Source organism: Flagellimonas olearia, assembly GCF_009184425.1.
In the GTDB taxonomy this organism is placed as follows: Bacteria; Bacteroidota; Bacteroidia; order Flavobacteriales; family Flavobacteriaceae; genus Flagellimonas; species Flagellimonas olearia.
The window spans coordinates 1615449-1637575 of the sequence record NZ_WELG01000002.1 but is presented as its reverse complement, the minus strand read 5'-3'; the positions used below and the strand labels follow the sequence as shown (position 1 = coordinate 1637575).

Here is a 22127-nt window from a genome sequence, read left to right as displayed (position 1 = left end):
TGCTCAAATAAATGTCCCAAATCATTTATAAGAATGAGTCCTACTTTGTAATCGGTTTATGTATGGATGTCCATAATGAACTAGGCAAAGGATTTAGTGAAGGGGTTTACAGCGATGCTTTGGAAATTGAATTAAAAACCAATGGTGTCCCTTTTAAAAAAGAAGTCAAATTTGACATCATCTATAAAGGAAAGAAGTTAAAACATCACTATTTTGCTGATTTCATAGTAGACGACAAAATAATCCTAGAACTAAAAGCCATAGAAAAAATCAGTAGTAGCCATGTAAAACAAACTTTAAATTACTTGGCCGCATCCAAATTAAAACTGGGAATTATTGTAAATTTTGGCGAAGATCAACTTACCTACAAGAGAGTTTTGCTTTAGCTCATTAGTGAAAATTCGTATAATTCGTGTCGAAACTATTCAAATACATCCTTAACCTAATCCCTAGACCTTTACTCATTCGATTGAGCTATTGGGTGAGGCCGCTGATTGCCTTTTCCCTTAAGGGGAATAAGTTTACAGACCCTATTGATGGCAAAAGCTTTCGGACCTTTCTGCCCTATGGCTATGAAAGCCCAAGGGAAAATGTACTTTCTCCCTCTACCCTTTCCTTGGAACGGCATCGACTTTTATGGCTTTACCTCAAAAAGGAAACAGAGTTCTTCAACAAACCGCTCAAAGTTTTACATTTTGCCCCGGAACAGGCATTTTACAAGCGGTTCAAAAAATTGGGAAGCATCGAGTACACCACAACCGACCTGAACTCTCCCTTGGCCGATGTAAAGGCCGATATCTGCAACCTTCCTTTTCCTGACAATGCTTTTGATGTGATTCTATGCAACCATGTCTTGGAGCACATTCCCAACGACACCAAGGCGATGCAAGAGCTTTACAGGGTCATGGAGCCTGGTGGGTGGGGCATTTTTCAGATTCCCCAGGACCTAAAAAGGGAAACTACCTTTGAGGACGATTCCATTACCGATAAAAAGGAGCGGGCCCGCATCTTTGGGCAGTACGACCACGTGCGCATCTACGGAAGGGACTATTTCGACAAACTAAGAAGCATAGGATTTACCGTTGAAGAGGTGGATTATACTCAAATCCTACCTCCTGATGCGGTTCAAAAATACCGATTGGCGCAGGGCGAGATCATTCCCCTAGTGAAAAAGTGATCATTTCTTGATCAAAGCTCCAAACCCATCGGTCATAAACTCCTTGGTGTTTCCTTCCCCATCCAAATAAATAATGTAGGCCTCCAATTCCCCATGCGCTTTCAAGACCTCTTTGGACTCCTCCAAATCCATGGCCATAAAAGTAGTGGCATAGGCATCGGCAACGGCACAGGTATGGGCCACTACACTGGTGGCCAAAATGGAAGAATTCTTGGTATAACCCGTTTTAGGGTTGATCGTATGGACGTATTTTTCCCCAGTTTCTTGGTCTATTCTGAATTTTCGGTAATTTCCCGAGGATGCCATGGCCCGGTCTTCCAAGGACACAATCAATTTTAGTGACCTTCCTGTTTCCACTTGGGGATCATCAATACCCACGGCCCACTGCTTACCGGAAACCAAATTGGTACCCTTTGCAAGTACCTCACCCCCCACTTCCACCAAGTAATTCTGAATGCCCTTGGCATCCAACAGGGCCCCCAAACGGTCTATGGTATATCCTTTGGCCACCGCATTGAAATCAAATCGGATGGCTGGATGCTTTTTGGTGATGGTATTATCACTGTTCAACTGCACTTTGTCCCATCCCACATAACTCAACAAACTGTCCACCTTAAGGCTATCGAGCTGAATCTGCTCTCCCGGACCAAATCCCCATGCATTGGCCAAAACCCCGATAGTGGGGTCAAAATACCCGTTAGAGGCCTCGTGTACCCTGCTGGAAACATCAAAAACCTCCCTAAACATGTCATCCACCACAATGGTAGAGTCCCCACTGTTTATTCTTGAAATGTCTGAAGTGGGAATATAGGTGGACATGGATTGGTTCAACACCTGAAAAACAGAATCGATTTCTTTCTGATAATCCAAATGTCCATCCGCAATGTAAGTAATGGAATAGGTAGTCCCCAAGGCATTGCCCCTGTTTTGATTCTTCACCCATGTATCGGAACCGCATCCCCAAAATACGATGGTCCCAAACACTAAAAACAATGTATGTTTCATTCTATCTCGATTAATCCTTCATAATCCACAATATATTCTTCATCCAAGTACAGGGGCAAGTTCCGGTCTGAGGCATTGGACAATCCAACTCCGGCAAAATAAGCCTTGGCCTCAAACTTTACAGCATGTTCTTTCACGGTCTGCATCAATACCTCATCAAAGTCTCTAGGGTCATGCGGGAACTCCACATTACGGACCACAATGAAATGCAATATTTTTTCCTTGAGGCACACATACTGCGGATTCTTCTTCAGTTTACTGTTGATGGCCATAAACTCATACCCATCGGCCTCGAGTTCGCGACCGACGATGTTCATGGCCAGATTGTGCAATTCCTGTTCCGAAAGTTCTTTTCCCATAAAATCAAAAAAACCGATGCCAGGGCATCGGTTGGTTATAAGTACCTCTCGACTGCTCTCGAGGTGATGACACTAATAAACTTTTTTATCCTCCAAAGTCATCGAATCGGATGTTCTCATCTGGAATACCAAAATCCTCACCCATTTTCTGGACGGCCTTGTTCATCAATGGTGGTCCACAGAAATACAGTTCAATATCCTCTGGTGCATCATGATGGTTCAAATAGTTATCGATAACACAGTTGTGGATGAATCCAACAAAACCATCGCCTTCCTCATCATTGATATCCTTTTTCACCTTCCAATTGTCTTCTTCCAATGGCTCGGAAAGGGCCAAGTAGAATTTGAAGTTAGGGAAGTTGCGCTCCAAGTCCTTGAAATGCTCCAAATAGAACAATTCTCTTTTGGAACGACCACCGTACCAGTAAGTCACCTTTCTGTTTGTCTTCAATGTTCTGAACAAGTGGTACAAATGCGAACGCATTGGCGCCATACCGGCTCCACCACCCACATATAGCATTTCTGCATCAGATTCATTGATGAAGAACTCACCAAATGGTCCAGAAATGGTTACAGGATCTCCCTCTTTCAAGTTAAAGATATAGGATGAGGCCACACCTGGGTTCACATCCATCCACCCATTTTTGGAACGGTCCCATGGTGGGGTGGCAATACGTACGTTCAACATGATCTCACGTCCCTCAGCAGGGTAAGAGGCCATAGAATAGGCTCTTTCCACCGTCTCTGGGTTTTTCATTACCAACGGCCACAAATTGAACTTGTCCCATTCGTTTTTAAACTTATCCGGGGTTTCGTGTTCTTCAGGGTGGGCCGTAATGTCGATATCAGCATACTTTACCTCACAAGGGGGAATTTCAATCTGGATATACCCTCCGGCCTTGTAGTTCATGTCCTCTGGAATCTCTACCACAAACTCTTTGATAAAAGAGGCCACGTTGTAGTTACGAACCACTTTGGCATTCCATTTCTTGATACCAAAAACCTCTTCTGGAATGGTGATTTCCATGTCTTGTTTCACCTTCACCTGACATGCCAATCGTGCACCATGCTCCAATTCCTTTTTGGAAAAGTGGGGCGTTTCGGTAGGCAAGGCCTCACCACCACCGGATAGCACGTGACACTCGCATTGGATGCAGGTACCACCACCACCACAAGCGGATGGCAAGAATATTTTTTGGTTCCCCAAAGTGGACAACAAGGAACTTCCCGAAGCCACTTCCACCTGCTTTTCACCATTGATGGTGATGGTCACCGGACCGGAAGGGGACAACTTTTCCTTGGTGAACAGCAATAGGGCCACCAACAATAACAACAACACAAGAAATGCTACTACGGTAATCAGAATAGTACCTCCGGTACTTGCGGCTAATATCATCTTTATTTGTTTATGACTTCGTTATAGGAGATGGTTCTTTCTTCGTCATCAATCTCCTTTTTTATTTCTTTATTTTCCTTGATCTCTTCGGTTTTGGCCGTGGTGGTCTCCGTTGGTTCCGGTGGCTCATTGTCACCGGTCAACATTCCCCCAAAGCTCTGGAAACCGATTCCCATCAACCCAGTGATGATGAACGTGATCCCCAATCCACGCAAAGGCGCGGGCACATTGGAATATCTAATTTTTTCACGAATGGCGGCAATGGCCAAAATAGCCAAGAACCATCCAATTCCCGAGCTCACTCCATAATTGAGTGCCAATCCCAAATTGGGGATTTCACGGGTCTGCATAAACAAAGACCCTCCCAAAATGGCACAGTTTACCGCTATCAGGGGCAAAAAGATACCCAAGGAGTTATAGAGTGATGGGGAAAACTTCTCTACCACTATTTCAACCAACTGTACCATGGTGGCAATGGTTGCAATGAATAGAATGAAAGAAAGGAATCCCAAATCGTAATCGGCATACTCAGGGCCCAACCAAACCAAGGCTCCATCTTTCAACAAATATTGGTCCAACAACCAGTTCAAAGGCACGGTAACCCCCAATACAAAGATTACGGCAGCTCCCAAACCTACGGCTGTGGATACTTTTTTGGATACGGCCAAGTAGGAACACATTCCCAAAAAGACCGCGAATACCATGTTATCTATGAAGATCGACTTAAAAAACAGTTCTAAATGCTCTAACATACTCTCCTATTTATGCTTCTTCTATTAATGTCCTATTTCTGGAACGTTGTACCCAGATAACAATTCCCACTACAATCAAAGCTGCAGGTGGAATGATCATAAAACCGTTGTTCTCATATCCAAGGGCGTACAGGCCTGTCTTGGTCACAGGGTCACCCAAGACCGGGAAACCGAACAAGGTCCCGGAACCCAAAAGCTCCCTAAAGAATCCAATGATGACCAAAATAATACCATATCCAAGGGCATTTCCTATGCCGTCCAAGAAGGACTTCCATGGTCCGTTACCCAAGGCAAAGGCCTCAAATCGACCCATGATGATACAGTTGGTGATGATCAACCCCACAAAAACGGAAAGGGTCTTACTCAGTTCATAGGCAAAGGCCTTGAGCACTTGATCCACGATGATCACCAAGGTGGCCACTACGACCAACTGCACAATGATTCTAATTTTTGATGGAATTACATTACGCAACAAGGAGATTACCACGTTACCGGCCCCCAATACAAAAAGTACCGAAAGAGCCATTACCACAGACGCTTTAAGTTCAGCCGTGATTGCAAGAGCGGAACATATTCCCAATACCTGAATGGTGATGGGGTTGTTGTCCGCCAACGGATCCAATATCAGATTTGCATCTTTTTTTGATAGTAGCGCCATATTATTTCTTTCTAATGGTTTCTAAATACGGTTTGTAAAGCTTTAAGCTTTCCTTGATCATCGCAGTAACACCGTTACCGGTAATGGTGGCCCCTGCCAATGCATCCACTTCATTGTCTTCTTTATCCTCATTAAGGGGATCATTGTTTCCTTTTACCACTCCAATCCCTGCATAGCGGTTGCCATCCAAAATGGACTCCCCCTCAAAGTCGTCCATAAAGAAGCGCTGCTTGATGTTGGCCCCCAGACCCGGAGTCTCCCCTTTGTGGTCAAAGTATACGCCTTGCACCACCATATTGTCATCTAAGGAGATAAAACCCCAAATGGCATCCCAAAGTCCTTTTCCGTACATGGGGATGATATAGAATTCCTTACCATCCTTTTCGCCAACAAGCAACGGCAATTCGGCATTGTTACCGGCCTTGATCTGGGCCATTTGATTTTTCAGGTCGATCAAATAGGCATCTTCCTTTTCGGTGGCCGTGTTGCCTTGAACCACCATTTGTTTTTTGATATACTTTGAAAACTCTGCCTCCACTTCGTTGGTAGGGATAAAAGTCACGCTCCCATCTCCCTCGTTCTGGTTGACTCCCATGGCGTAGAGAATGTTCTGCTGCTTTTCAAAGCGTTCGTTTTCGTCGATTTTCGGTTTTAGGGCCGTGGCCATAAAGGCAAGTACAGACCCAACGATGACTACCATGATCACCGCAAAAATTACCGTATAGCTATTCTTTTCCGTATTCATTGCCATAACAATTACGCTGTTTCGGTTTTTAATGCATCCACTTCATCCGATGCTTTGGGATATATGGTTGCTGTCTTCAATCGTTTCAATCTCTTCTTGATGTTGCCACGAACCACATAATGGTCTATGGTAGGTGCAAAAACGTTCATCAACAAGATGGCCAAGAACACTCCTTCGGGATATCCTGGATTGAACACCCGTATCATTACAGATAGGAAACCGATCAAAAATCCGTAGATCCATTTCCCTTGGTTGGTCTGTGAACCCGTAACAGGGTCGGTGGCCATAAATACAATACCAAAGGCCAAACCTCCCACCAATAGATGTTGCCAGTACTCAAAGCTCATCAAGGTGTAGAATTTGCTGTACTCGGGAATCCAACCGGCATCCACTACGCTGTTGAATATCAATCCCATGGCCAAAGCGCCAAGAACTGCACTCAACATGATGCGCCATGAGGCTATTTTGGAGAAGACCAAGAACAGGCCACCCAAGAGAATCAATAGAGTAGATGTTTCACCAATGGAACCTGGTATAAACCCAAAGAACATATCTGAAAGGGAATAGCCCATTTCAGCGGTTCTTCCCTGTGCCAAGAATCCCAATACGGTCTCCCCGGAAATGGCATCAGCGGTCCCTGCCGTATCCACGGCACCATGTACCCATACCTTATCACCACTCATCCAAGTAGGATACGCAAAGAACAAAAAGGCCCGAATGGTAAGTGCGGGGTTCAAGATATTCATTCCCGTTCCGCCAAAAACTTCTTTTCCGATGACCACACCAAAGGCTACGGCCACGGCCAACATCCAAAGGGGCAAATCCACAGGAACGATCAATGGCACCAACATACCGGTCACCAAATAACCTTCTTCTATTTCATGTTTCTTGATCACACAGAACAAGAATTCAATGGCAAGTCCAACGCCGTAGGAAACAATCACCAACGGAAGCACTTTCCATAGACCTAGGAGGAAATTGTCCATGGCCCAGAAACCTGCACTGAAGAAACCATTGGCAACGGGCTCTATCTCACCCAATGCCAAATAATGCTGATATCCTGTATTGAACATTCCAAAGATCAAACAGGGCACAAGCGACATGACCACGGTATTCATGGTACGTTTTAGGTCATCGGCCCCTTTGATGTGAGTACCATTGTGGGTAGTCTCGTTTGGGGTGAACAAAAAGGTATGGAACCCACTAAAAACGGGAAACCATTTTTTGTCCTGATTCTTTATCCTGAACGTGTGTAATTTTTCTTTCAATCCCATATTATCCAAGTTCTTTTTGCAACAAATCCAATCCTTCCCTGATGATCTGTTGGTGCGGTTGTTTTGAGATACATACAAATTCTGTCAATGCAAAGTCTTCGGGGGCAACTTCATACAGTCCCAATTGCTCCATTTCATCCAAATCCTTAACCATACAAGCTTTTAACAACTGTAATGGGTAAATATCCAATGGGAACACCTCTTCATACTGGCCAGTGACCACAAAAGCCCTGTGCTCGCCATTGGTATTGGTATTAAGATCGTATTTCTTTTTGGGTTGTAACCATGAAAAGGTCAATGCCCTCGTGGTTGAAATTTTATTGAATACCGGCTTGTTCCATCCGAATAATTCATAATCATCCCCTTCAGGGATGGCCGTTACCGTATTATTATAGAATCCAAGATAGCCTTCGGTGTTGGTGCGGGTTCCTGTAAGCACATCCCCGTTGATCAACCTGAACCTATCTTCCTTGACGCCGCTGGCATACAAGAAAGTAGATATTTCAGCGCCAATTTTTGTGGTGTAGTACTGTGGCGACTTAATTACAGATCCTGCCAAAGCAATGGTACGCTCGGCATTGAATTTACCGGTCAATAAAAGCTCTCCCAACATGACCAAGTCCTGCGGAGAGATGGTCCACACCGACTCACCTTTGTTCACTGGGTCTATGCTATTGATTTGGGTACCTACCAATCCTGCTGGATGGGGTCCTGATATTCTATGGAGTTCTATCCCTTCAAGGTCTGTAAAAGGGGATATTCCTGTTTGCCCAATGGTTACATGGATTTTTCCAGGCGTTAGCTTGGAAAGTGCCATGATAGCCGCCTGCAACTCCTGCTCCTTGCCTCTCAACACGTAGTTGACTTCTGCCGCCAAGGGAGCCGAGGTATATCCCGAAATGAAAATAGCTTTGGGCGTCACATCTGGGTCGGCGATTACGTCAAAGGGACGTTGCTTAATGAAGGGCCAGCCTCCACATTGCAATAAAAAGGTCTTGATGGTCGCGGCATCGGCCGCATCCAAATCTGGAACCTTGTTCTGAACATACTGCTGTGTTTTGTCGGCAAGAACCTTTAGTGTCAAGATTCTTCTCCTAGCGCCACGGACCACTTCCACCAACTCACCGCTGACAGGGGAAACAAAGTGCATTTCTTCTTTGTTCTTGTTGTAAAAGAGCGGCTCTCCCGCCTTTACCTCTTCTCCCTGCTTCACAAGCATTTTGGGGGTGATACCATGAAAATCATCTAGGTTTAGGGCATATACGTTACTTAAAACGGCTTTGGAAGTAGTCTGCTCTGCTGCCCCGACAAGGTTGATATTCAACCCTTTCTTAATCCGGATGTCTTTAGACATATTGTTGTAGACCTTTTGTTATCAAAATCGGTCGCAAATTTAGTACTTAAAGGATTGTTTTCATAATTATTGCCCATAAAAATGGGATTACATCGAACTAAATTTTCAAGGCACACTTTTTGTTTACCTTTACCCCAAAACACGCTTAGCATGCGCTCTTTGATCAAATCAATGTTCTTCCTGTTCGTTATATCGGGTGCTTTTGCACAGGTTCAGGAAGAAGTTAATCCCCCGGAAAACATCAGGACCATTATTTTTAGGGGACCTACGGAAGACCAGTTTCCGGTCATCCAATTGGGTGAAACCATGACCTTGGAGTTTGATGATCTTACCGCCAAGGAACAGGATTACTATTATAAAATAATCCATTGTGATTACGACTGGACGCCTTCGCAGCTTCTAAAATCGCAATATTTGTCCGGAGCGGACAACCAGCGTATCATAGATTACGAGAACAGTTACACCACCCTACAACCCTATTCCAATTACAGGTTGACCATTCCCAACGAAAATGTTCGGCTAAAAGTCAGTGGAAACTATGTCCTTGAGGTCTACAACAGTTATGGCGACCTTCAGTTTTCAAGACGGTTTGTGGTCTATCGGGATGCGGTACGGGTAGCCGGCACCGTAAAACGTTCCCGGGACTTTAATTTTTTGAACGAAAAGCAAGTGGTCCAATTCAACATCAATACTGCTGGTTTTCCCGTGGTCAACCCCAAGAATGAGGTTAAAGTGGCCATTTTACAGAATCATTTTTGGCCCACGGCACTGTACAACATCAAACCGCAATTTACCATTGGCACCGAGTTGGTCTATAAATATGATACCGAAACCAGTTTCTTTGGCGGCAATGAATATCTAAATTTCGATACCAAAGACCTTCGGTCGCCCACCTTTGCCATTTCCAAAGTGGAATTTAGGGACTTGTATCACCATATCCTGTTCACCAACGAATTTCGAAACGATCGACCCTACACCTATTTCCCAGACATCAACGGCGATTTTGTGGTCCGTACCCTCCAAGGTGATGATGTTTCACGCGAAGCGGAATATTCCATGGTCCATTTCAGCCTCCCCTACACCAATGAAATAGGGCTGGACAATGTGTATGTGGTTGGAAAGTTCAACAACTATCAACTGGAAGAGGAAAATAAGATGATCTTTAATCCCGATACCGCAAAAATGGAGCTCACCCTACCCATAAAGCAAGGGTTTTACAATTATAAGTATGTGGTAGAGCGCGCAGATGGCACCATTGACCCCAACTTTGTTGGCGGAAATTTCCATTTCACGGAAAACAATTATCTCATTTTGGTCTACTACCGCGATTTTGGCGATTTATATGATAGTATAATAGGTATAGGTTCCGTCAATTCCAGAACAATCAGCAATTAACTATCTTTAGCTGCAAATCCCTCAAGGGCATGGCCAAGAAAAACAGCTTGATCAGTAAAGGCAGATACGAACTTCAGTTTAGGGGCACACAATGTTTGAACTGTGGTCATCCCTTGGACATGAGTGACAAGTATTGCCCCAATTGCTCTCAGGCCAACAGCACCAAAAAGTTGACCCTGAAAGATTTTTTCGATGAGTTTTTCTCAGGACTCTTCAATTATGACTCCAGGCTCTTAAAAACACTTTCGGCCTTACTTTGGCGCCCTGGGCGAATCACCAAAGACTATATTGAGGGCAAACGGGTCTCATACACCAACCCATTTCGGTTTTTGTTGAGTCTGGCCTTTATCTATTTTTTGATGTTTGCTTTCAACAGCGAATTTTCCAGTTTGGACAAGGCTGCCTCCAGATTTGATGGCAATCTTATTTCCACTTCCCCGGTATCCTACAATGTCAAATCGGGCACTTTCATAACAGACAGTACAAAGCTCAAGGAAGAAACGACCAAGGTTTTGGAAAAACTGGACTCTTCCCAAGTACGCACCAAAGAGGTCATCACTGGAATGCACGTTCTGGATTCCCTTGCCAAGGCCACCAATACGGAAGACCAACACAAGGATTCCTTGATGCTGGCCAACCCCACAAAGTTCTATGCAGACCTTGAAGCCAAATCAGGAATCAATAATTTCATGGAAAAAGTGGGCTTTTTTTCCAAAATGATCAAACAGGACACTTTGTTCAGTTTTGGCGAAACGCAGACCAAGTATAATGTTAAACGCACCCTTGGCAACAGAATGGCCTTTAACTCTGCCAATAGCCTACTAAAGGTAATCAGTAGGCCGGGGAGTTTCCTGAACGCCTCCATTTCAAAGATGCCCTTTGCCATATTTTTCTTTTTACCACTGTTCACCGTGTTCATTTGGTTGGTGTACATCAGAAAAAAATACACCTACACCGATCATCTTATCTTCAGCTTTCACAACCAATCCTTATTATTTATCTTGCTCATCCTAAGCTTGATAATTGATACCATTTTCAACGTCTCAAGTGCAGTGCTGTTTATTTTGATTTTCAGCGTATATCTGTACATGGCCATGAAAAGGTTTTACGGGCAGGGAACGTTTAAAACGATTGTCAAATATTTCTTTCTGAACACTATATTTACCATATTGGCATTCTTTGCGGTCATTATTCTGTTTACAGGAAGTGTTTTTATGTATTAGAAGCATGTTTACTCAAGTCACTAAAGGAATCAAAGTATCGGTGCAGACCACTTTTGAAGGCACTTTTTTCAAAAACTACAAGATGCACTACGCCTTTGGCTATACCATCACCATAGAAAATTTAAGCAAGGACACGGTACAGCTGACCGCTAGGCATTGGGATATTTTTGATGCCCTAAAAGACATAGAGACCATAGATGGAGAAGGTGTGATTGGCAGAAAACCAGTCATCAAACCCGGCAAATCCCATACCTACAGTTCCGGTTGTCTACTGGCATCACCGATTGGCGCCATGCGGGGCCATTACCAAATGGTAAACTTCACCACTTCCGAAGAATTTGATGTAGAGGTACCTACATTCAAGTTCTCCGCACCCTTTGCCATAAACTAGGCCCGTTCATTTTTAAAATCGATTTTCCTTTTACTACCTTTGGTGGAATTTTTAATCTCCTAAAAGAAGTATCATGGGAAAAGGATTCTTTCAAGTTCCGACCGCGGTCAACGAACCCATAAAAAGTTATGCGCCAGGCACTCCCGAGCGCGAGGAAGTACTAAAGCAGTACAACACCTATTATAACGGAAAGGTTGAAGTACCTCTTTATATAGGTAGTGAAGAAATAAAAACCGGCAACACCAAGCCCATGTCCCCGCCCCACGAGCACCAGCACGTGGTGGGTCATTATCATTTGGCCGAAAAGAAGCATGTGGAGCAGGCCATTTCCAACTGCTTGGAGGCCCGAAAAGCTTGGGCAGACCTTACTTGGGAACAACGTGCCGCCATCTTTTTAAAAGCTGCGGAATTGATTGCCGGTCCATATCGCGCCAAAATGAATGCCGCCACTATGTTGGCCCAATCCAAAAATATTTTTCAAGCCGAAATTGATTCTGCCTGTGAAATCGTAGACTTCCTCCGTTTCAATGTGGAGTACATGTCGCAGATCTATTCCGAACAACCGGAGTCCGCCGAAGGGATATGGAACCGAGTGGAGTATAGACCCCTTGAAGGTTTTGTCTATGCCATAACCCCGTTCAACTTTACCGCCATTGCCGGGAATTTGCCAGCAAGTGCTGCCATGATGGGCAATGTGGTGGTCTGGAAGCCCAGTGACAGTCAAATCTTTTCAGCAAAGGTCATTGTAGACGTCTTCAAGGAGGCAGGCCTTCCTGATGGGGTGATCAATGTGGTTTATGGAGATCCCGTTATGATCTCGGACGTTATTTTGTCCAGTCCTGATTTCACGGGAATCCACTTTACGGGATCTACCCATGTATTCAAGGAATTATGGAAGCAGATAGGAAACAACATCCACAACTACAAAACCTACCCTAGAATTGTAGGGGAAACCGGTGGAAAAGATTTTATCATTGCCCACCCAACAGCAAAACCCCAACAAGTGGCCACCGCTATTACCAGAGGTGCTTTTGAGTTCCAAGGTCAGAAATGTAGTGCGGCCTCCAGGGTCTACTTGCCCAAATCCACGGCAAATGAAATTTTGGATTTGGTTAAGGCAGATTTGGACTCGTTCAACAAACCAGGATCGCCTGCCGATATGAGCAATTTTATCACCGCGGTGATCCACGAAGGCTCCTTTGACAAATTGGCCAAATACATTGATCAGGCCAAAGCCGATGCCAATGCGGAAATCATTGCCGGTGGCGGGTACGACAAATCGATTGGTTATTTTATTGAACCAACCGTCATTTTGACCACTGATCCAAAATACACCACCATGTGCACCGAACTTTTCGGACCCGTGGTGACCGTATATATTTATGAGGACGCCGATTGGAGCAAAACATTGGAATTGGTGGATGGCACTTCGGAATATGCATTGACCGGAGCCGTTCTGTCCGCGGACCGATATGCCATTGATGAAGCCACAAAAGCACTGCAAAATTGTGCCGGAAACTTCTACATCAACGACAAACCCACAGGGGCTGTGGTGGGACAACAACCCTTTGGAGGAGCAAGGGCCTCTGGAACCAATGATAAGGCCGGTTCCATGCAAAACCTTTTGCGTTGGGTTTCCCCAAGACTCATTAAAGAGACCTTCGTGACCCCTGAAGATTATCGCTATCCTTTTTTGGGATAACTCAATAAATCCATAATTTCATGGCCGCTATCCCTTATTGGGGATAGCGGTCTTTTTTTATCCACTAAACCTTATAACATGCCTAGACCTTACGTATTGGCCGACACCAATTGGAAACACCTAAAAGATGAATCTTTTGACTTGGCCGTTCTGCCTTGGGCCGCCACCGAGGCCCATAACTACCACCTACCCTATTCCACAGATACCATTGAAGCCACGGCCATTGCCGAGGAGTCTGCCAGACTCGCCTGGGAACAAGGTTGTAAGATCATAGCCCTACCCACTATTCCTTTTGGGGTAAACACAGGTCAATCTGATATTTATTTGGATATGAACCTCAACCCCAGCACCCAATTCGCCATCCTAAAGGATGTCCTTACAGTTTTAGAGCGACAAGGTATACGCAGGTTTATGATTTTGAACAGCCATGGCGGCAACAACTGGAAGGCCATTATCCGGGAATTGGGCCTACTGTTCCCGAACATGTTCCTATGCACCACCCATTGGCCGGGAATGGCAGACAAAAAAGAGATTTTTGACCACCCTGGTGATCACGCCGATGAAATGGAAACCAGCCTTATACTCCATTTGGCCCCCGAACTGGTCCTCCCCAAGGAAGAATGGGGAGACGGCAAGGAACTCAAAAACAAGATCAAAGCTTTTTCCGAAGGTTGGGCATGGACCGAAAGACCTTGGTCCAAAATCAGCAAGGACACCGGAGTGGGCGACCCCAGAAAGGCCACAAAGGAGAAAGGAGAGAAATTCTTTGCCTTGGTATGCCAGAAAATGAGTCAACTTTTTGTGGATATTGCCAACGCGGACCTGGACAATCTCTACGAATAACCGTATACGTACACCACGCTATCCAAATAACCCAAGCAATTAGCCTGAAAAAGAAAGGTGTCTTGACATACTATCAATGTAAATTTAACGTTAATTAATTGTAAATTCAACGTAATCTATTATTTTTGTAGTATTAATCCCATAGCATATGAGAAAACGAATCAACACATGGGTGCAGAATATCTTCAACAAAATTGACCGGATGTGGTTAAGTGCAAAGACCTATTCCAGAAAGTGTAGGTTGGTCTATGAACGAATGTGGAGCATTTAGTCCTGCCCTTTAAACTTTTGTGGTAAATAGACCACTTTTTTTGTTTCAAAGAAATCTTCTTCGAAGTATTCACTCAAATCAAAGATTTGGACGGTTTTGTAGTCTTTCAATTCCTCTTCCAAGTCGCCCCCTTTTAAATAGAGAATCCCATTCTTACGCGCATGGGCAGAGTCCTTTTTGATTTTTCCCTTGGTCCAATGTACAAAAGTGGGCATGGCAGCCACTGCCCTACTCACAATAAAGTCAAATTGGCCATCCAAATCCTCAACACGGGTATGGTGGGCAGTTACATTGTCCAGTCCCAAACCTTCCACAACCTCCTGCACCACTTTTATTTTTTTTCCAATGGCATCCACAAGGGTAAACTGGACCTCGGGAAATAGAATGGCCAACGGAATTCCGGGAAATCCACCACCGGTCCCCACATCCAATATCCTGGACCCCTCATTGAACGATTGTATTTTCGCAATTCCCAAGGAATGAAGCACATGGCGCAAGTAAAGCTCATCGATATCCTTTCTGGAAACCACATTGATTTTCTTGTTCCAATCCTGATACAAGGCCTCCAAAGCACGGAAATGCCCTTTCTGCTCATCCGTGAGCGTTGTAAAATATTTAAAGATAAGCTCGGTGTTCATCCAAGGTTTGTTAATTTTAGCAAAACTAATACTTTTAAACAGGTTAACACCGTTCTAACATTAAGGTGTTGGGCCCGAAGGGTCTATTTGGTTACCTTTGCTAAAATTTTTTTTATGGACAAGACCACCATCCGGTTTTCACGAAAGGATTCTGCACAGTTTTTCAGAACACTGAACAAAAGAGTAAATGAATACTTCAATGAGAATGGCATAAAGAAGACCGGGAACTGGAAACTTCACTTGAAGACGATAGTGATGTTCGCCCTATTTTTGACCCCTTATTTTTTGATTTTAACCCTAAACCTTCCCTTTTGGGCCTATGTAATCCTATCCATTGTGATGGGGGTTGGAATGGCCGGAGTGGGCATGAATGTGATGCATGATGGTAACCATGGTGCATATTCCAATAAAAAATGGGTCAACAAACTCATGGGAAGCAGCATTTATATCTTGGCAGGAAACGTATACAACTGGCAGGTACAACACAATGTATTGCACCATACCTACACCAATATCCATGAGCATGATGAAGATATGGAAGCAGGAAGAATACTCCGCTTTTCCAAACATGCCGAATGGAAGAAACACCACAAGTTCCAACATTATTACTCAATTTTCCTATATGGATTATTGACCTTCAACTGGGCCGTGACCACAGATTTCCAGCAAATGTACCGCTACATGAAACGTAAATTGAGCTATGGAAAGCTACCCAATCCCGTAATCAATTGGAGCACCTTGGTCATTACAAAACTGATTTACTTGACCATTTGGATCGTACTCCCCATGATTTTTGGAGGTGTTACGTGGTGGCAAGTACTTTTGGGCTTCTTTATCATGCACTATGTAGCCGGGGTAATTTTGAGCGTGGTATTCCAATTGGCGCACATTGTTGATGAAGCCGAAACACCCCTTCCGGATGAGAGCGGGAACATGAAAAATACCTGGGCCATACACCAACTCTTTACCACGGTGAACTTCGGTACAAAAAATCGGATAATAAACTGGTTTACAGGCGGATTGAACCATCAAGTGGAACACCATATCTTCCCCAATATCAGTCACATCCACTACACAAATATTTCCAAAATTGTGAAACAGACTGCACGGGAATTTAATTTGCCCTACAACGAGTATAAAACTACCAGAAAAGCTATAATTTCGCACTTCAAACATTTGAAGGAATTGGGTAAAAACCCAGCACTTCAGTACTAGTAAAATAGCAAAATCAATGAGCAACCACTTATCTGACAGGATTCAGAACATGTCCACGTCGGCCACACTGGCCATGGCTGCAAAAGCCAGGGAGTTACGAAATGAAGGAAAGGATATTATTGGATTGAGTTTGGGCGAACCGGACTTCAACATCCCCGATTTTATCAAAGAGGCCGCAAAGCAGGCCATTGACGACAATTACAGCAGTTATACCCCAGTGGATGGTTATGCTGAATTAAAGCAGGCTATTTCGCTAAAGTTTAAGCGGGACAACGGTTTGGACTATGGTCCCAACCAAATTGTGGTGTCCTCAGGAGCAAAACAATCCCTTTTCAATATTGCCATGGTGGTTTTGAACCCAGGCGATGAGGTAATCCTACCTGCACCGTATTGGGTAAGCTACAGCGATATTGTAAAGTTGGCCGAAGGGGTTCCCGTGGAGGTGAAGACCGATATTGATACTGATTTTAAAATGACCCCTGCCCAGTTGGAGGCGGCCATTACCCCAAATACCCGCATGATCTGGTTCAGTTCACCCTGTAACCCCAGTGGTTCAGTATACAGCAAAGCTGAACTTGAAGGATTGGCCGAGGTGTTGAAAAAGCATCCGAACATCTATGTGGTTTCCGATGAAATCTACGAACACATCAATTTCGCCGGGGGCCATGTAAGCATCGCTGGTATTGATGGGATGTACGACAGGACCGTAACGGTAAATGGTGTATCCAAAGCCTTTGCCATGACCGGATGGCGTATTGGATACATTGGTGGCCCAGAATGGATCGCCAAAGGATGTACCAAACTACAAGGACAAGTGACCAGTGGTGCCAATGCCATTGCCCAGCGTGCCGTTATCACCGCTCTGGAAGCTCCTGTGAGCAAAATCCAGTATATGATTGATGAGTTCCACAAAAGACGGGATCTTGTATTGGGTCTTTTGGGAGAGATTGAAGGGTTTAACCTGAATGTTCCTGAAGGGGCATTTTATGTGTTCCCAGACATTTCAGCTTTCTTTGGAAAGACCTTGAACGGGACCACCATCAACAATGCTTCTGATTTTGCCCTATACCTTTTGGAACATGCCAATGTGGCCACGGTGACCGGGGAAGCTTTTGGAAACCCCAATTGCATCCGTATCTCGTATGCAGCATCAGAAAAAGAATTGAAGGAAGCCATTGCGCGAATCAAGGCAGTGGTCTAACCTAACAACAACTTTATATTTTTCAAAGCCTCTTGCAGTATCAACTTCAAGAGGTTTTTTTATGTCTTCTTCCAGAAATAAGGGGTAAGGATGATCAAGACCGTGAAAAGTTCCAAACGGCCCAACAGCATTAAAAAACCACACCACCACTTTCCGGCAGGCGGTAAACTGTTGTAGTTGCTTACAGGGTTAAGATCGCCAAAAGCAGGACCAACATTCCCCAAGGACGAGGCAGCCCCACCTACGGCCGAAACAAAATCCAATCCTAAAAAGCCCAGCACTAGGGAACCGATGATAAACAATAGCATGTACAGTACGAAAAAGGCAATAACGTTGTACACGATATGTTCCGAAACGGTCTTTTCATTATAGCGAACCGGAATAATGGCGTTGGGATGCAAGGTTCGTTTAAATTCCAAGATGCCATTTTTGATGATGATCAAATGGCGCATCACCTTGATACCTCCAGCCGTAGATCCCGCGGAACCTCCCAAGAACATCAACCCAAAAAAGAAAACGGTGAGAAATGGGGTCCATGAGGTAAAATCAGCTGTCACAAAACCAGTGGTGGTAATCACGGCGATGACCTGGAACAGGGCATGTCTAAAAGCACTTTCGGCTTCGCCCCAGACCATGGGATGAAAATCGGATACGGGCACATCGCCTTTAAAATAGATGCCCAAAGCGGCCAAAATGGAAAATACCGCCACAAAACCAAAGTAATATTTAAACTCCTCATCACGCAAAATACGCTGTACTTTACCTGTAAAGGCAAAATAGCTGAGTACAAAATTACTTCCGGCCAAGAACATAAAAACAATGGTAATATACTGAATCACGGGCGCGTTGTTCCAATAGGCCAAACTGGCATTTTTAGTGGAAAAACCTCCCGTGGACATGGTGGCCAAAGCATGGTTGATGGCATCAAAAAATGTCATTCCCGCCAATTTCAGCAATAGGGTTTCGGCAACGGTATATCCAAAATAGATTAACCAGAGTCGTTTGGCAGTATCCGTAATCCTGGGATGAAGCTTATCTCCTCCCGGACCAGGTGCTTCCGCAGCAAACAACTGCATACCCCCTATCCCCAAAAGCGGTAGAATGGCTATGGCCAAAACGATAATTCCCATTCCTCCGATCCAGTGGGTCAGACTCCTCCAAAGCAAAATTCCTTCGGGCAGGGACTCAATATCGTCCAAGATGGACGCCCCTGTTGTGGTGTAACCGGATATCGTTTCAAAAAAAGCATCGGTGATGGAAGGTATGGACCCAGAAAAGAGATAGGGCAGCATCCCGGAAATGGACATCACTACCCACCCAAAAGTCACTATAATGTAACCTTCCTTGCGTTTTACCTCCTTTTTATGCCCGCGGGTATTGAACATGGCCATCATCCCAAAGAGCATGGTCACAATGGCAGCAAGGGTAATATCCAATGTGGCACCATCTTTATAAATGCCACTGGCAAACGCCGCTAGAAGCATAAAGGACCCGTTGCAAAGCAACAATAGCCCCATGATGTGTACAATGATCCGTGTGTTGAGCCTCATTATAGGAACAGCTTTTCTATCCTTGGAATGGCCTTGGGCAAACAGCAGACCACCACGCGATCACCTTCCATGATCCTAAAATCACCAAGGGCGATGATTCCTTCACCATTTCTAATGACTCCGCCAATACTGGCTTCCCTGGGAAAGTTCAATTCTTTGATGATTTCCCCATTCACCAGTGACGAGGCCTTTACCTCAAATTCCAATATTTCGGCGTTTAGGTTGTTCAATCGGGTCAGTGCCAACACTTCCCCTTTTCGGATATATCGGAAGATGCTATTCGCAGCCAACAGCTTTTTATTGATCAGCGTATCCACACCAATGGAATGGGACAACTGAAAATAATCCATGTTCTCCACAAGGGCAATGGTCTTCTTGATGCGCTTGTTCTTGGCTACCAGACAGGACATGATATTGGTCTCGGAATTCCCTGTCACGGCAATGAAGGCATCCATGGATTCCAAACTCTCCTCTTCCAAAAGTTCCACATTTCTACCATCTCCGTTGATGACCAAGGCATGGGGCAATTCATCGGCAATATCAAAGGCTTTTTCCTTATTTTTTTCGATGAGCTTTACATTGAATTTTTTCGTGCACAGGTCACGGGCCGTTTTAAAGCCCACTTTACTACCTCCTAAGATCATCACATTTTTGATGTCCTGTTTTTGCATTCCGGTAAGCTTGTAAAGCTCTTCCACCCCTTTGTCCGAGGTAATGAAATACACTTGGTCTCCCTCCTTAAACACGGTATCCCCGCGGGGAATCAAGGTAAACTGTGTCCCCATTCGCTGTAGGGCGATGGGCATAAAGTGAAGTTCGGGAAAAACCCTGGCAGCCTCTTTTACCATTTTCCCCACAAACGGGGCGGTTCTGGGCAAAATTACCCCGAACATGGTCAACAATCCTCCTTCAAACTCGTAGGTATCGTTGAACGCCGATTGGTTAAGCATCAGTTGTATTTCCATAGCGGCCAATCGTTCGGGCGATATCAACTCATCAATGCCCAATTCCTCAAACTTAATGAGTTCACGGTTGTCCATGAACTCCGTATTGGAAATACGGGCTATGGTCCTTTTGCACCCCAACTGCTTTGCCAAAAAGCATAGGGTAATGTTGGTGGTTTCGGAGGAGGTCACCGCAATTACCAAATCTGAACCGTCCACTTGGGCATCCCGTAGTACCTGCACGGAAGTAGCATCACCACGAAGCACCCGTATATCCAAATGGTTATCGGCATAGGTCAAGCTCTCCTTATCCGGATCGATCAACGTAATATCCTGTGCTTCATAGGACAAAAGTTTTGCCAAATGGAACCCTACCTCACCAGCACCTGCAATAATGATCTTCATTGATTGAAATAAGATGTGTTGTTAAATCGATTCAATTTGTGCCCTGTATTTGACACAATGAACAGTGACCGTGGCCTAAAAGACATATTCTTAAGATAATACGGAAAAAGTTCCCCGTTTCCCGGCAAAATTACACAAATATTTTTGTACGCCTCCCATAAGGTGAAATTGTATATTTGCCAGCAAAATAAGGAGATGTCAAAAAAAGTTACGCCTTACAAGGAATCTGAATTAGGGAAAAAGGAGCAGGTTCGGCAAATGTTCGACACTATTTCTGGTGATTATGATGGTTTGAACCGTGTGATTTCCTTTGGAATAGACCTGAAATGGCGCAAACGAATGGTGAAACTTCTTGCCGCAAAGAAACCCAAAAACCTTTTGGACATTGCCACTGGAACCGGCGATCTCGCCATTGCCATGGTGGGAACCGGAGCTGAAAAAATCATCGGATTGGACATTTCCCCCGGCATGTTGGAAGTGGGAAAGACCAAAATCAAGGAAAAAAACCTTCAAGACAGCATTGAAATGATTGTGGGTGATAGTGAAAACCTCCCTTTTGATGACCAAAGTTTTGATGCGGTCACGGTAGGCTTTGGGGTGCGTAATTTTGAAGACCTGGAGAAAGGCCTACAAGAAATCCACCGTGTGCTCAAACCGGGAGGCACACTGATGGTCTTGGAAACTTCCGTTCCTACAAAAACCCCATTTAAACAAGGCTATAACATCTATTGCAAATACATTCTCCCCACCATTGGGAAACTCTTTTCCAAAGACCGATCGGCCTATGCCTACCTTAGCGAATCGGCTTCTGTTTTTCCCCATGGAGAGGCTTTCAACAATATTTTGGCCAAAATTGGGTTTATAGGAGTAGAGAACAAACCCCAGACATTTGGAGCAGCTTCCATTTATGTCGCTACAAAATAGTTTGATGAAAAACATCTTTCTTCTGTTTGGCATGCTCATATTGGCATGCACAACCTCCTCGGCACAGTTCAGGGAAGACCCCATACTCAACCTTCAGAACGAGGACAAAAACTTTTTGAACTGGGGATACTACCTCGGCTTCAATCAATACGACTTTCAATTTGAGTACAAAAACGATATTGGCCGGGACATCTTGGTAGAGAAAAGTTTTGGATTCAATGTGGGGCTTATCGGCGAAATGCGGATCAATGAGTTTTTGGATGCCCGTTTTGAGCCCGGTTTATTATACACCTCAAGAAATTTGGGCTTTCCTGGTTTCACCACACAGGCCGATGCCATCCGGGAGGTCCGCTCCACTTATATCCGTTTTCCCTTATTGATCAAGGCCAGTACCCGTCGTATTGGTAACTGGAAACCTTTTATCACGGGAGGTGTTTATACCTCAATGAACTTGGGGAGCAAGGAAGACAGTTTGGACGATAACAGCAGCGGAGAGTTCCGCATGAAAAAGAATGTGTATGGGTACGAACTGGGGTTCGGCATTGATTTTTATACCGAATACTTTAAGTTTTCCCCCTCCATACGTGGCGTCTTTGCCCTAACGGATGAATTGGTCCCCGACGAAGACCCCAACAGTCCTTGGACCGGAAACATCAATGCCATGCGCACCCGGGGCATTTTCATCAATTTTACATTTGAGTAGAG

The 22127-nt window shown here is 44.6% G+C and carries 23 protein-coding genes; 12 read left to right on the top strand and 11 right to left on the bottom strand.

The annotated features are described in order from the left end of the window. The first annotated feature begins 11 nt into the window (after nt 1-11). Entirely contained in the window at nt 12-386 is a 375-nt protein-coding gene (locus F8C76_RS16710; protein WP_129654542.1) for a GxxExxY protein, read from the top strand. A gap of 26 nt (nt 387-412) precedes the next feature. After that, on the top strand, nt 413-1177 hold the full coding sequence (locus F8C76_RS16705; RefSeq protein WP_152132733.1) for a class I SAM-dependent methyltransferase: 765 nt from the start codon (nt 413-415) through the stop codon (nt 1175-1177). On the opposite strand, the gene F8C76_RS16700 is transcribed toward F8C76_RS16705, so the two are convergent. The 8 genes from F8C76_RS16700 to F8C76_RS16665 all read right to left on the bottom strand — a co-directional run bounded on the left by F8C76_RS16700 (nt 1178) and on the right by F8C76_RS16665 (nt 8720). Next, nucleotides 1178-2182, bottom strand: coding sequence for an FAD:protein FMN transferase (locus tag F8C76_RS16700; protein ID WP_152132732.1), 1005 nt, complete (start codon nt 2180-2182; stop codon nt 1178-1180). Further along, on the bottom strand, nt 2179-2541 hold the full coding sequence (locus F8C76_RS16695; protein ID WP_152132731.1) for a DUF8840 domain-containing protein: 363 nt from the start codon (nt 2539-2541) through the stop codon (nt 2179-2181). The genes F8C76_RS16700 and F8C76_RS16695 overlap by 4 nt, the downstream gene beginning before the upstream one ends. 85 nt (nt 2542-2626) lie before the next feature. Beyond that, entirely contained in the window at nt 2627-3937 is a 1311-nt protein-coding gene (gene nqrF / locus F8C76_RS16690; RefSeq protein WP_152132730.1) for an NADH:ubiquinone reductase (Na(+)-transporting) subunit F, read from the bottom strand. A 2-nt stretch (nt 3938-3939) separates the two neighbouring features. Then, complete coding sequence (nqrE, locus tag F8C76_RS16685; protein ID WP_152132729.1) at nt 3940-4689, bottom strand: NADH:ubiquinone reductase (Na(+)-transporting) subunit E; 750 nt, start codon at nt 4687-4689, stop codon at nt 3940-3942. 10 nt (nt 4690-4699) lie between these two features. Beyond that, a complete protein-coding gene (locus tag F8C76_RS16680; RefSeq protein ID WP_129654548.1) occupies nt 4700-5347 on the bottom strand; it encodes an NADH:ubiquinone reductase (Na(+)-transporting) subunit D in 648 nt (215 codons plus the stop codon). A gap of 1 nt (nt 5348) precedes the next feature. Next, entirely contained in the window at nt 5349-6098 is a 750-nt protein-coding gene (locus tag F8C76_RS16675) for a Na(+)-translocating NADH-quinone reductase subunit C (RefSeq protein ID WP_152132728.1), read from the bottom strand. A gap of 5 nt (nt 6099-6103) precedes the next feature. Then, nucleotides 6104-7366, bottom strand: coding sequence for an NADH:ubiquinone reductase (Na(+)-transporting) subunit B (locus tag F8C76_RS16670; protein ID WP_152132727.1), 1263 nt, complete (start codon nt 7364-7366; stop codon nt 6104-6106). A 1-nt stretch (nt 7367) separates the two neighbouring features. Then, a complete protein-coding gene (locus F8C76_RS16665; protein ID WP_152132726.1) occupies nt 7368-8720 on the bottom strand; it encodes a Na(+)-translocating NADH-quinone reductase subunit A in 1353 nt (450 codons plus the stop codon). Nucleotides 8721-8870: 150 nt separating this feature from the next. On the opposite strand from F8C76_RS16665, the gene F8C76_RS16660 reads away from it, so the two are divergent. The 6 genes from F8C76_RS16660 (at nt 8871) to F8C76_RS19030 (ending at nt 14545) form a co-directional block, all read left to right on the top strand. Further along, complete coding sequence (locus F8C76_RS16660; protein ID WP_249042443.1) at nt 8871-10115, top strand: type IX secretion system plug protein; 1245 nt, start codon at nt 8871-8873, stop codon at nt 10113-10115. A gap of 29 nt (nt 10116-10144) precedes the next feature. Next, nucleotides 10145-11338, top strand: coding sequence for a DUF3667 domain-containing protein (locus F8C76_RS16655; protein WP_152132725.1), 1194 nt, complete (start codon nt 10145-10147; stop codon nt 11336-11338). A gap of 4 nt (nt 11339-11342) precedes the next feature. Beyond that, nucleotides 11343-11729 carry a Co2+/Mg2+ efflux facilitator ApaG/CorD gene (apaG, locus tag F8C76_RS16650; protein WP_116217439.1) on the top strand — a complete coding sequence of 129 codons (387 nt, stop codon included), beginning with the start codon at nt 11343-11345 and terminating at the stop codon, nt 11727-11729. 73 nt (nt 11730-11802) lie between these two features. Further along, a complete protein-coding gene (gene pruA / locus F8C76_RS16645) occupies nt 11803-13431 on the top strand; it encodes an L-glutamate gamma-semialdehyde dehydrogenase (RefSeq protein WP_152132724.1) in 1629 nt (542 codons plus the stop codon). 78 nt (nt 13432-13509) lie between these two features. Then, nucleotides 13510-14274, top strand: a complete 765-nt coding sequence (locus F8C76_RS16640; RefSeq protein ID WP_152132723.1) for a creatininase family protein — start codon at nt 13510-13512, stop codon at nt 14272-14274. Between the two features lie 148 nt (nt 14275-14422). Further along, nucleotides 14423-14545: a hypothetical protein gene (locus F8C76_RS19030; protein WP_262707911.1), complete on the top strand. Its 123-nt coding sequence runs from the start codon at nt 14423-14425 to the stop codon at nt 14543-14545. On the opposite strand, the gene rsmG is transcribed toward F8C76_RS19030, so the two are convergent. Next, nucleotides 14542-15183 carry a 16S rRNA (guanine(527)-N(7))-methyltransferase RsmG gene (rsmG, locus tag F8C76_RS16635; protein ID WP_129654556.1) on the bottom strand — a complete coding sequence of 214 codons (642 nt, stop codon included), beginning with the start codon at nt 15181-15183 and terminating at the stop codon, nt 14542-14544. The genes F8C76_RS19030 and rsmG overlap by 4 nt on opposite strands. A 114-nt stretch (nt 15184-15297) precedes the next feature. Here rsmG and F8C76_RS16630 point away from each other — a divergent pair, with 114 nt between their 5' ends. Together F8C76_RS16630 and F8C76_RS16625 are read left to right on the top strand one after the other, a co-directional pair. Continuing rightward, nucleotides 15298-16398 (top strand): fatty acid desaturase family protein, encoded by a 1101-nt coding sequence (locus F8C76_RS16630; protein WP_116217432.1) that lies wholly within the window; start codon nt 15298-15300, stop codon nt 16396-16398. Nucleotides 16399-16414: 16 nt separating this feature from the next. Further along, nucleotides 16415-17599 carry a pyridoxal phosphate-dependent aminotransferase gene (locus F8C76_RS16625; protein WP_152132722.1) on the top strand — a complete coding sequence of 395 codons (1185 nt, stop codon included), beginning with the start codon at nt 16415-16417 and terminating at the stop codon, nt 17597-17599. 59 nt (nt 17600-17658) lie between these two features. Here F8C76_RS16625 and F8C76_RS16620 read toward each other — a convergent pair whose 3' ends face one another. Next, on the bottom strand, nt 17659-19149 hold the full coding sequence (locus tag F8C76_RS16620; protein ID WP_152132721.1) for a TrkH family potassium uptake protein: 1491 nt from the start codon (nt 19147-19149) through the stop codon (nt 17659-17661). Continuing rightward, nucleotides 19149-20498 (bottom strand): Trk system potassium transporter TrkA, encoded by a 1350-nt coding sequence (gene trkA, locus F8C76_RS16615; RefSeq protein WP_152132720.1) that lies wholly within the window; start codon nt 20496-20498, stop codon nt 19149-19151. The genes F8C76_RS16620 and trkA overlap by 1 nt, the downstream gene beginning before the upstream one ends. Nucleotides 20499-20693: 195 nt before the next feature. Between trkA and ubiE the strand changes: the two genes are divergently transcribed. Both ubiE and porT read left to right on the top strand, forming a co-directional pair. After that, nucleotides 20694-21422, top strand: coding sequence for a bifunctional demethylmenaquinone methyltransferase/2-methoxy-6-polyprenyl-1,4-benzoquinol methylase UbiE (ubiE, locus tag F8C76_RS16610; RefSeq protein ID WP_152132719.1), 729 nt, complete (start codon nt 20694-20696; stop codon nt 21420-21422). A gap of 4 nt (nt 21423-21426) precedes the next feature. Beyond that, nucleotides 21427-22125: a type IX secretion/gliding motility protein PorT/SprT gene (gene porT / locus F8C76_RS16605; protein WP_129654561.1), complete on the top strand. Its 699-nt coding sequence runs from the start codon at nt 21427-21429 to the stop codon at nt 22123-22125. Nucleotides 22126-22127 lie beyond the last annotated feature (2 nt).

Excerpts from the sequence above, each read along its gene's own strand:
- F8C76_RS16710 (WP_129654542.1), top strand. The coding sequence starts at position 12 with ATGTCCCAAATCATTTATAAGAATGAGTCCTACTTTGTAATCGGTTTA.
- F8C76_RS16700 (WP_152132732.1), bottom strand. The coding sequence starts at position 2,182 with ATGAAACATACATTGTTTTTAGTGTTTGGGACCATCGTATTTTGGGGA.
- F8C76_RS16695 (WP_152132731.1), bottom strand. The coding sequence starts at position 2,541 with ATGGGAAAAGAACTTTCGGAACAGGAATTGCACAATCTGGCCATGAAC.
- nqrF (WP_152132730.1), bottom strand. The coding sequence starts at position 3,937 with ATGATATTAGCCGCAAGTACCGGAGGTACTATTCTGATTACCGTAGTA.
- nqrE (WP_152132729.1), bottom strand. The coding sequence starts at position 4,689 with ATGTTAGAGCATTTAGAACTGTTTTTTAAGTCGATCTTCATAGATAAC.
- F8C76_RS16680 (WP_129654548.1), bottom strand. The coding sequence starts at position 5,347 with ATGGCGCTACTATCAAAAAAAGATGCAAATCTGATATTGGATCCGTTG.
- F8C76_RS16675 (WP_152132728.1), bottom strand. The coding sequence starts at position 6,098 with ATGGCAATGAATACGGAAAAGAATAGCTATACGGTAATTTTTGCGGTG.
- F8C76_RS16670 (WP_152132727.1), bottom strand. The coding sequence starts at position 7,366 with ATGGGATTGAAAGAAAAATTACACACGTTCAGGATAAAGAATCAGGAC.
- F8C76_RS16665 (WP_152132726.1), bottom strand. The coding sequence starts at position 8,720 with ATGTCTAAAGACATCCGGATTAAGAAAGGGTTGAATATCAACCTTGTC.
- F8C76_RS16660 (WP_249042443.1), top strand. The coding sequence starts at position 8,871 with ATGCGCTCTTTGATCAAATCAATGTTCTTCCTGTTCGTTATATCGGGT.
- F8C76_RS16655 (WP_152132725.1), top strand. The coding sequence starts at position 10,145 with ATGGCCAAGAAAAACAGCTTGATCAGTAAAGGCAGATACGAACTTCAG.
- apaG (WP_116217439.1), top strand. The coding sequence starts at position 11,343 with ATGTTTACTCAAGTCACTAAAGGAATCAAAGTATCGGTGCAGACCACT.
- pruA (WP_152132724.1), top strand. The coding sequence starts at position 11,803 with ATGGGAAAAGGATTCTTTCAAGTTCCGACCGCGGTCAACGAACCCATA.
- F8C76_RS16640 (WP_152132723.1), top strand. The coding sequence starts at position 13,510 with ATGCCTAGACCTTACGTATTGGCCGACACCAATTGGAAACACCTAAAA.
- F8C76_RS19030 (WP_262707911.1), top strand. The coding sequence starts at position 14,423 with ATGAGAAAACGAATCAACACATGGGTGCAGAATATCTTCAACAAAATT.
- rsmG (WP_129654556.1), bottom strand. The coding sequence starts at position 15,183 with ATGAACACCGAGCTTATCTTTAAATATTTTACAACGCTCACGGATGAG.
- F8C76_RS16630 (WP_116217432.1), top strand. The coding sequence starts at position 15,298 with ATGGACAAGACCACCATCCGGTTTTCACGAAAGGATTCTGCACAGTTT.
- F8C76_RS16625 (WP_152132722.1), top strand. The coding sequence starts at position 16,415 with ATGAGCAACCACTTATCTGACAGGATTCAGAACATGTCCACGTCGGCC.
- F8C76_RS16620 (WP_152132721.1), bottom strand. The coding sequence starts at position 19,149 with ATGAGGCTCAACACACGGATCATTGTACACATCATGGGGCTATTGTTG.
- trkA (WP_152132720.1), bottom strand. The coding sequence starts at position 20,498 with ATGAAGATCATTATTGCAGGTGCTGGTGAGGTAGGGTTCCATTTGGCA.
- ubiE (WP_152132719.1), top strand. The coding sequence starts at position 20,694 with ATGTCAAAAAAAGTTACGCCTTACAAGGAATCTGAATTAGGGAAAAAG.
- porT (WP_129654561.1), top strand. The coding sequence starts at position 21,427 with ATGAAAAACATCTTTCTTCTGTTTGGCATGCTCATATTGGCATGCACA.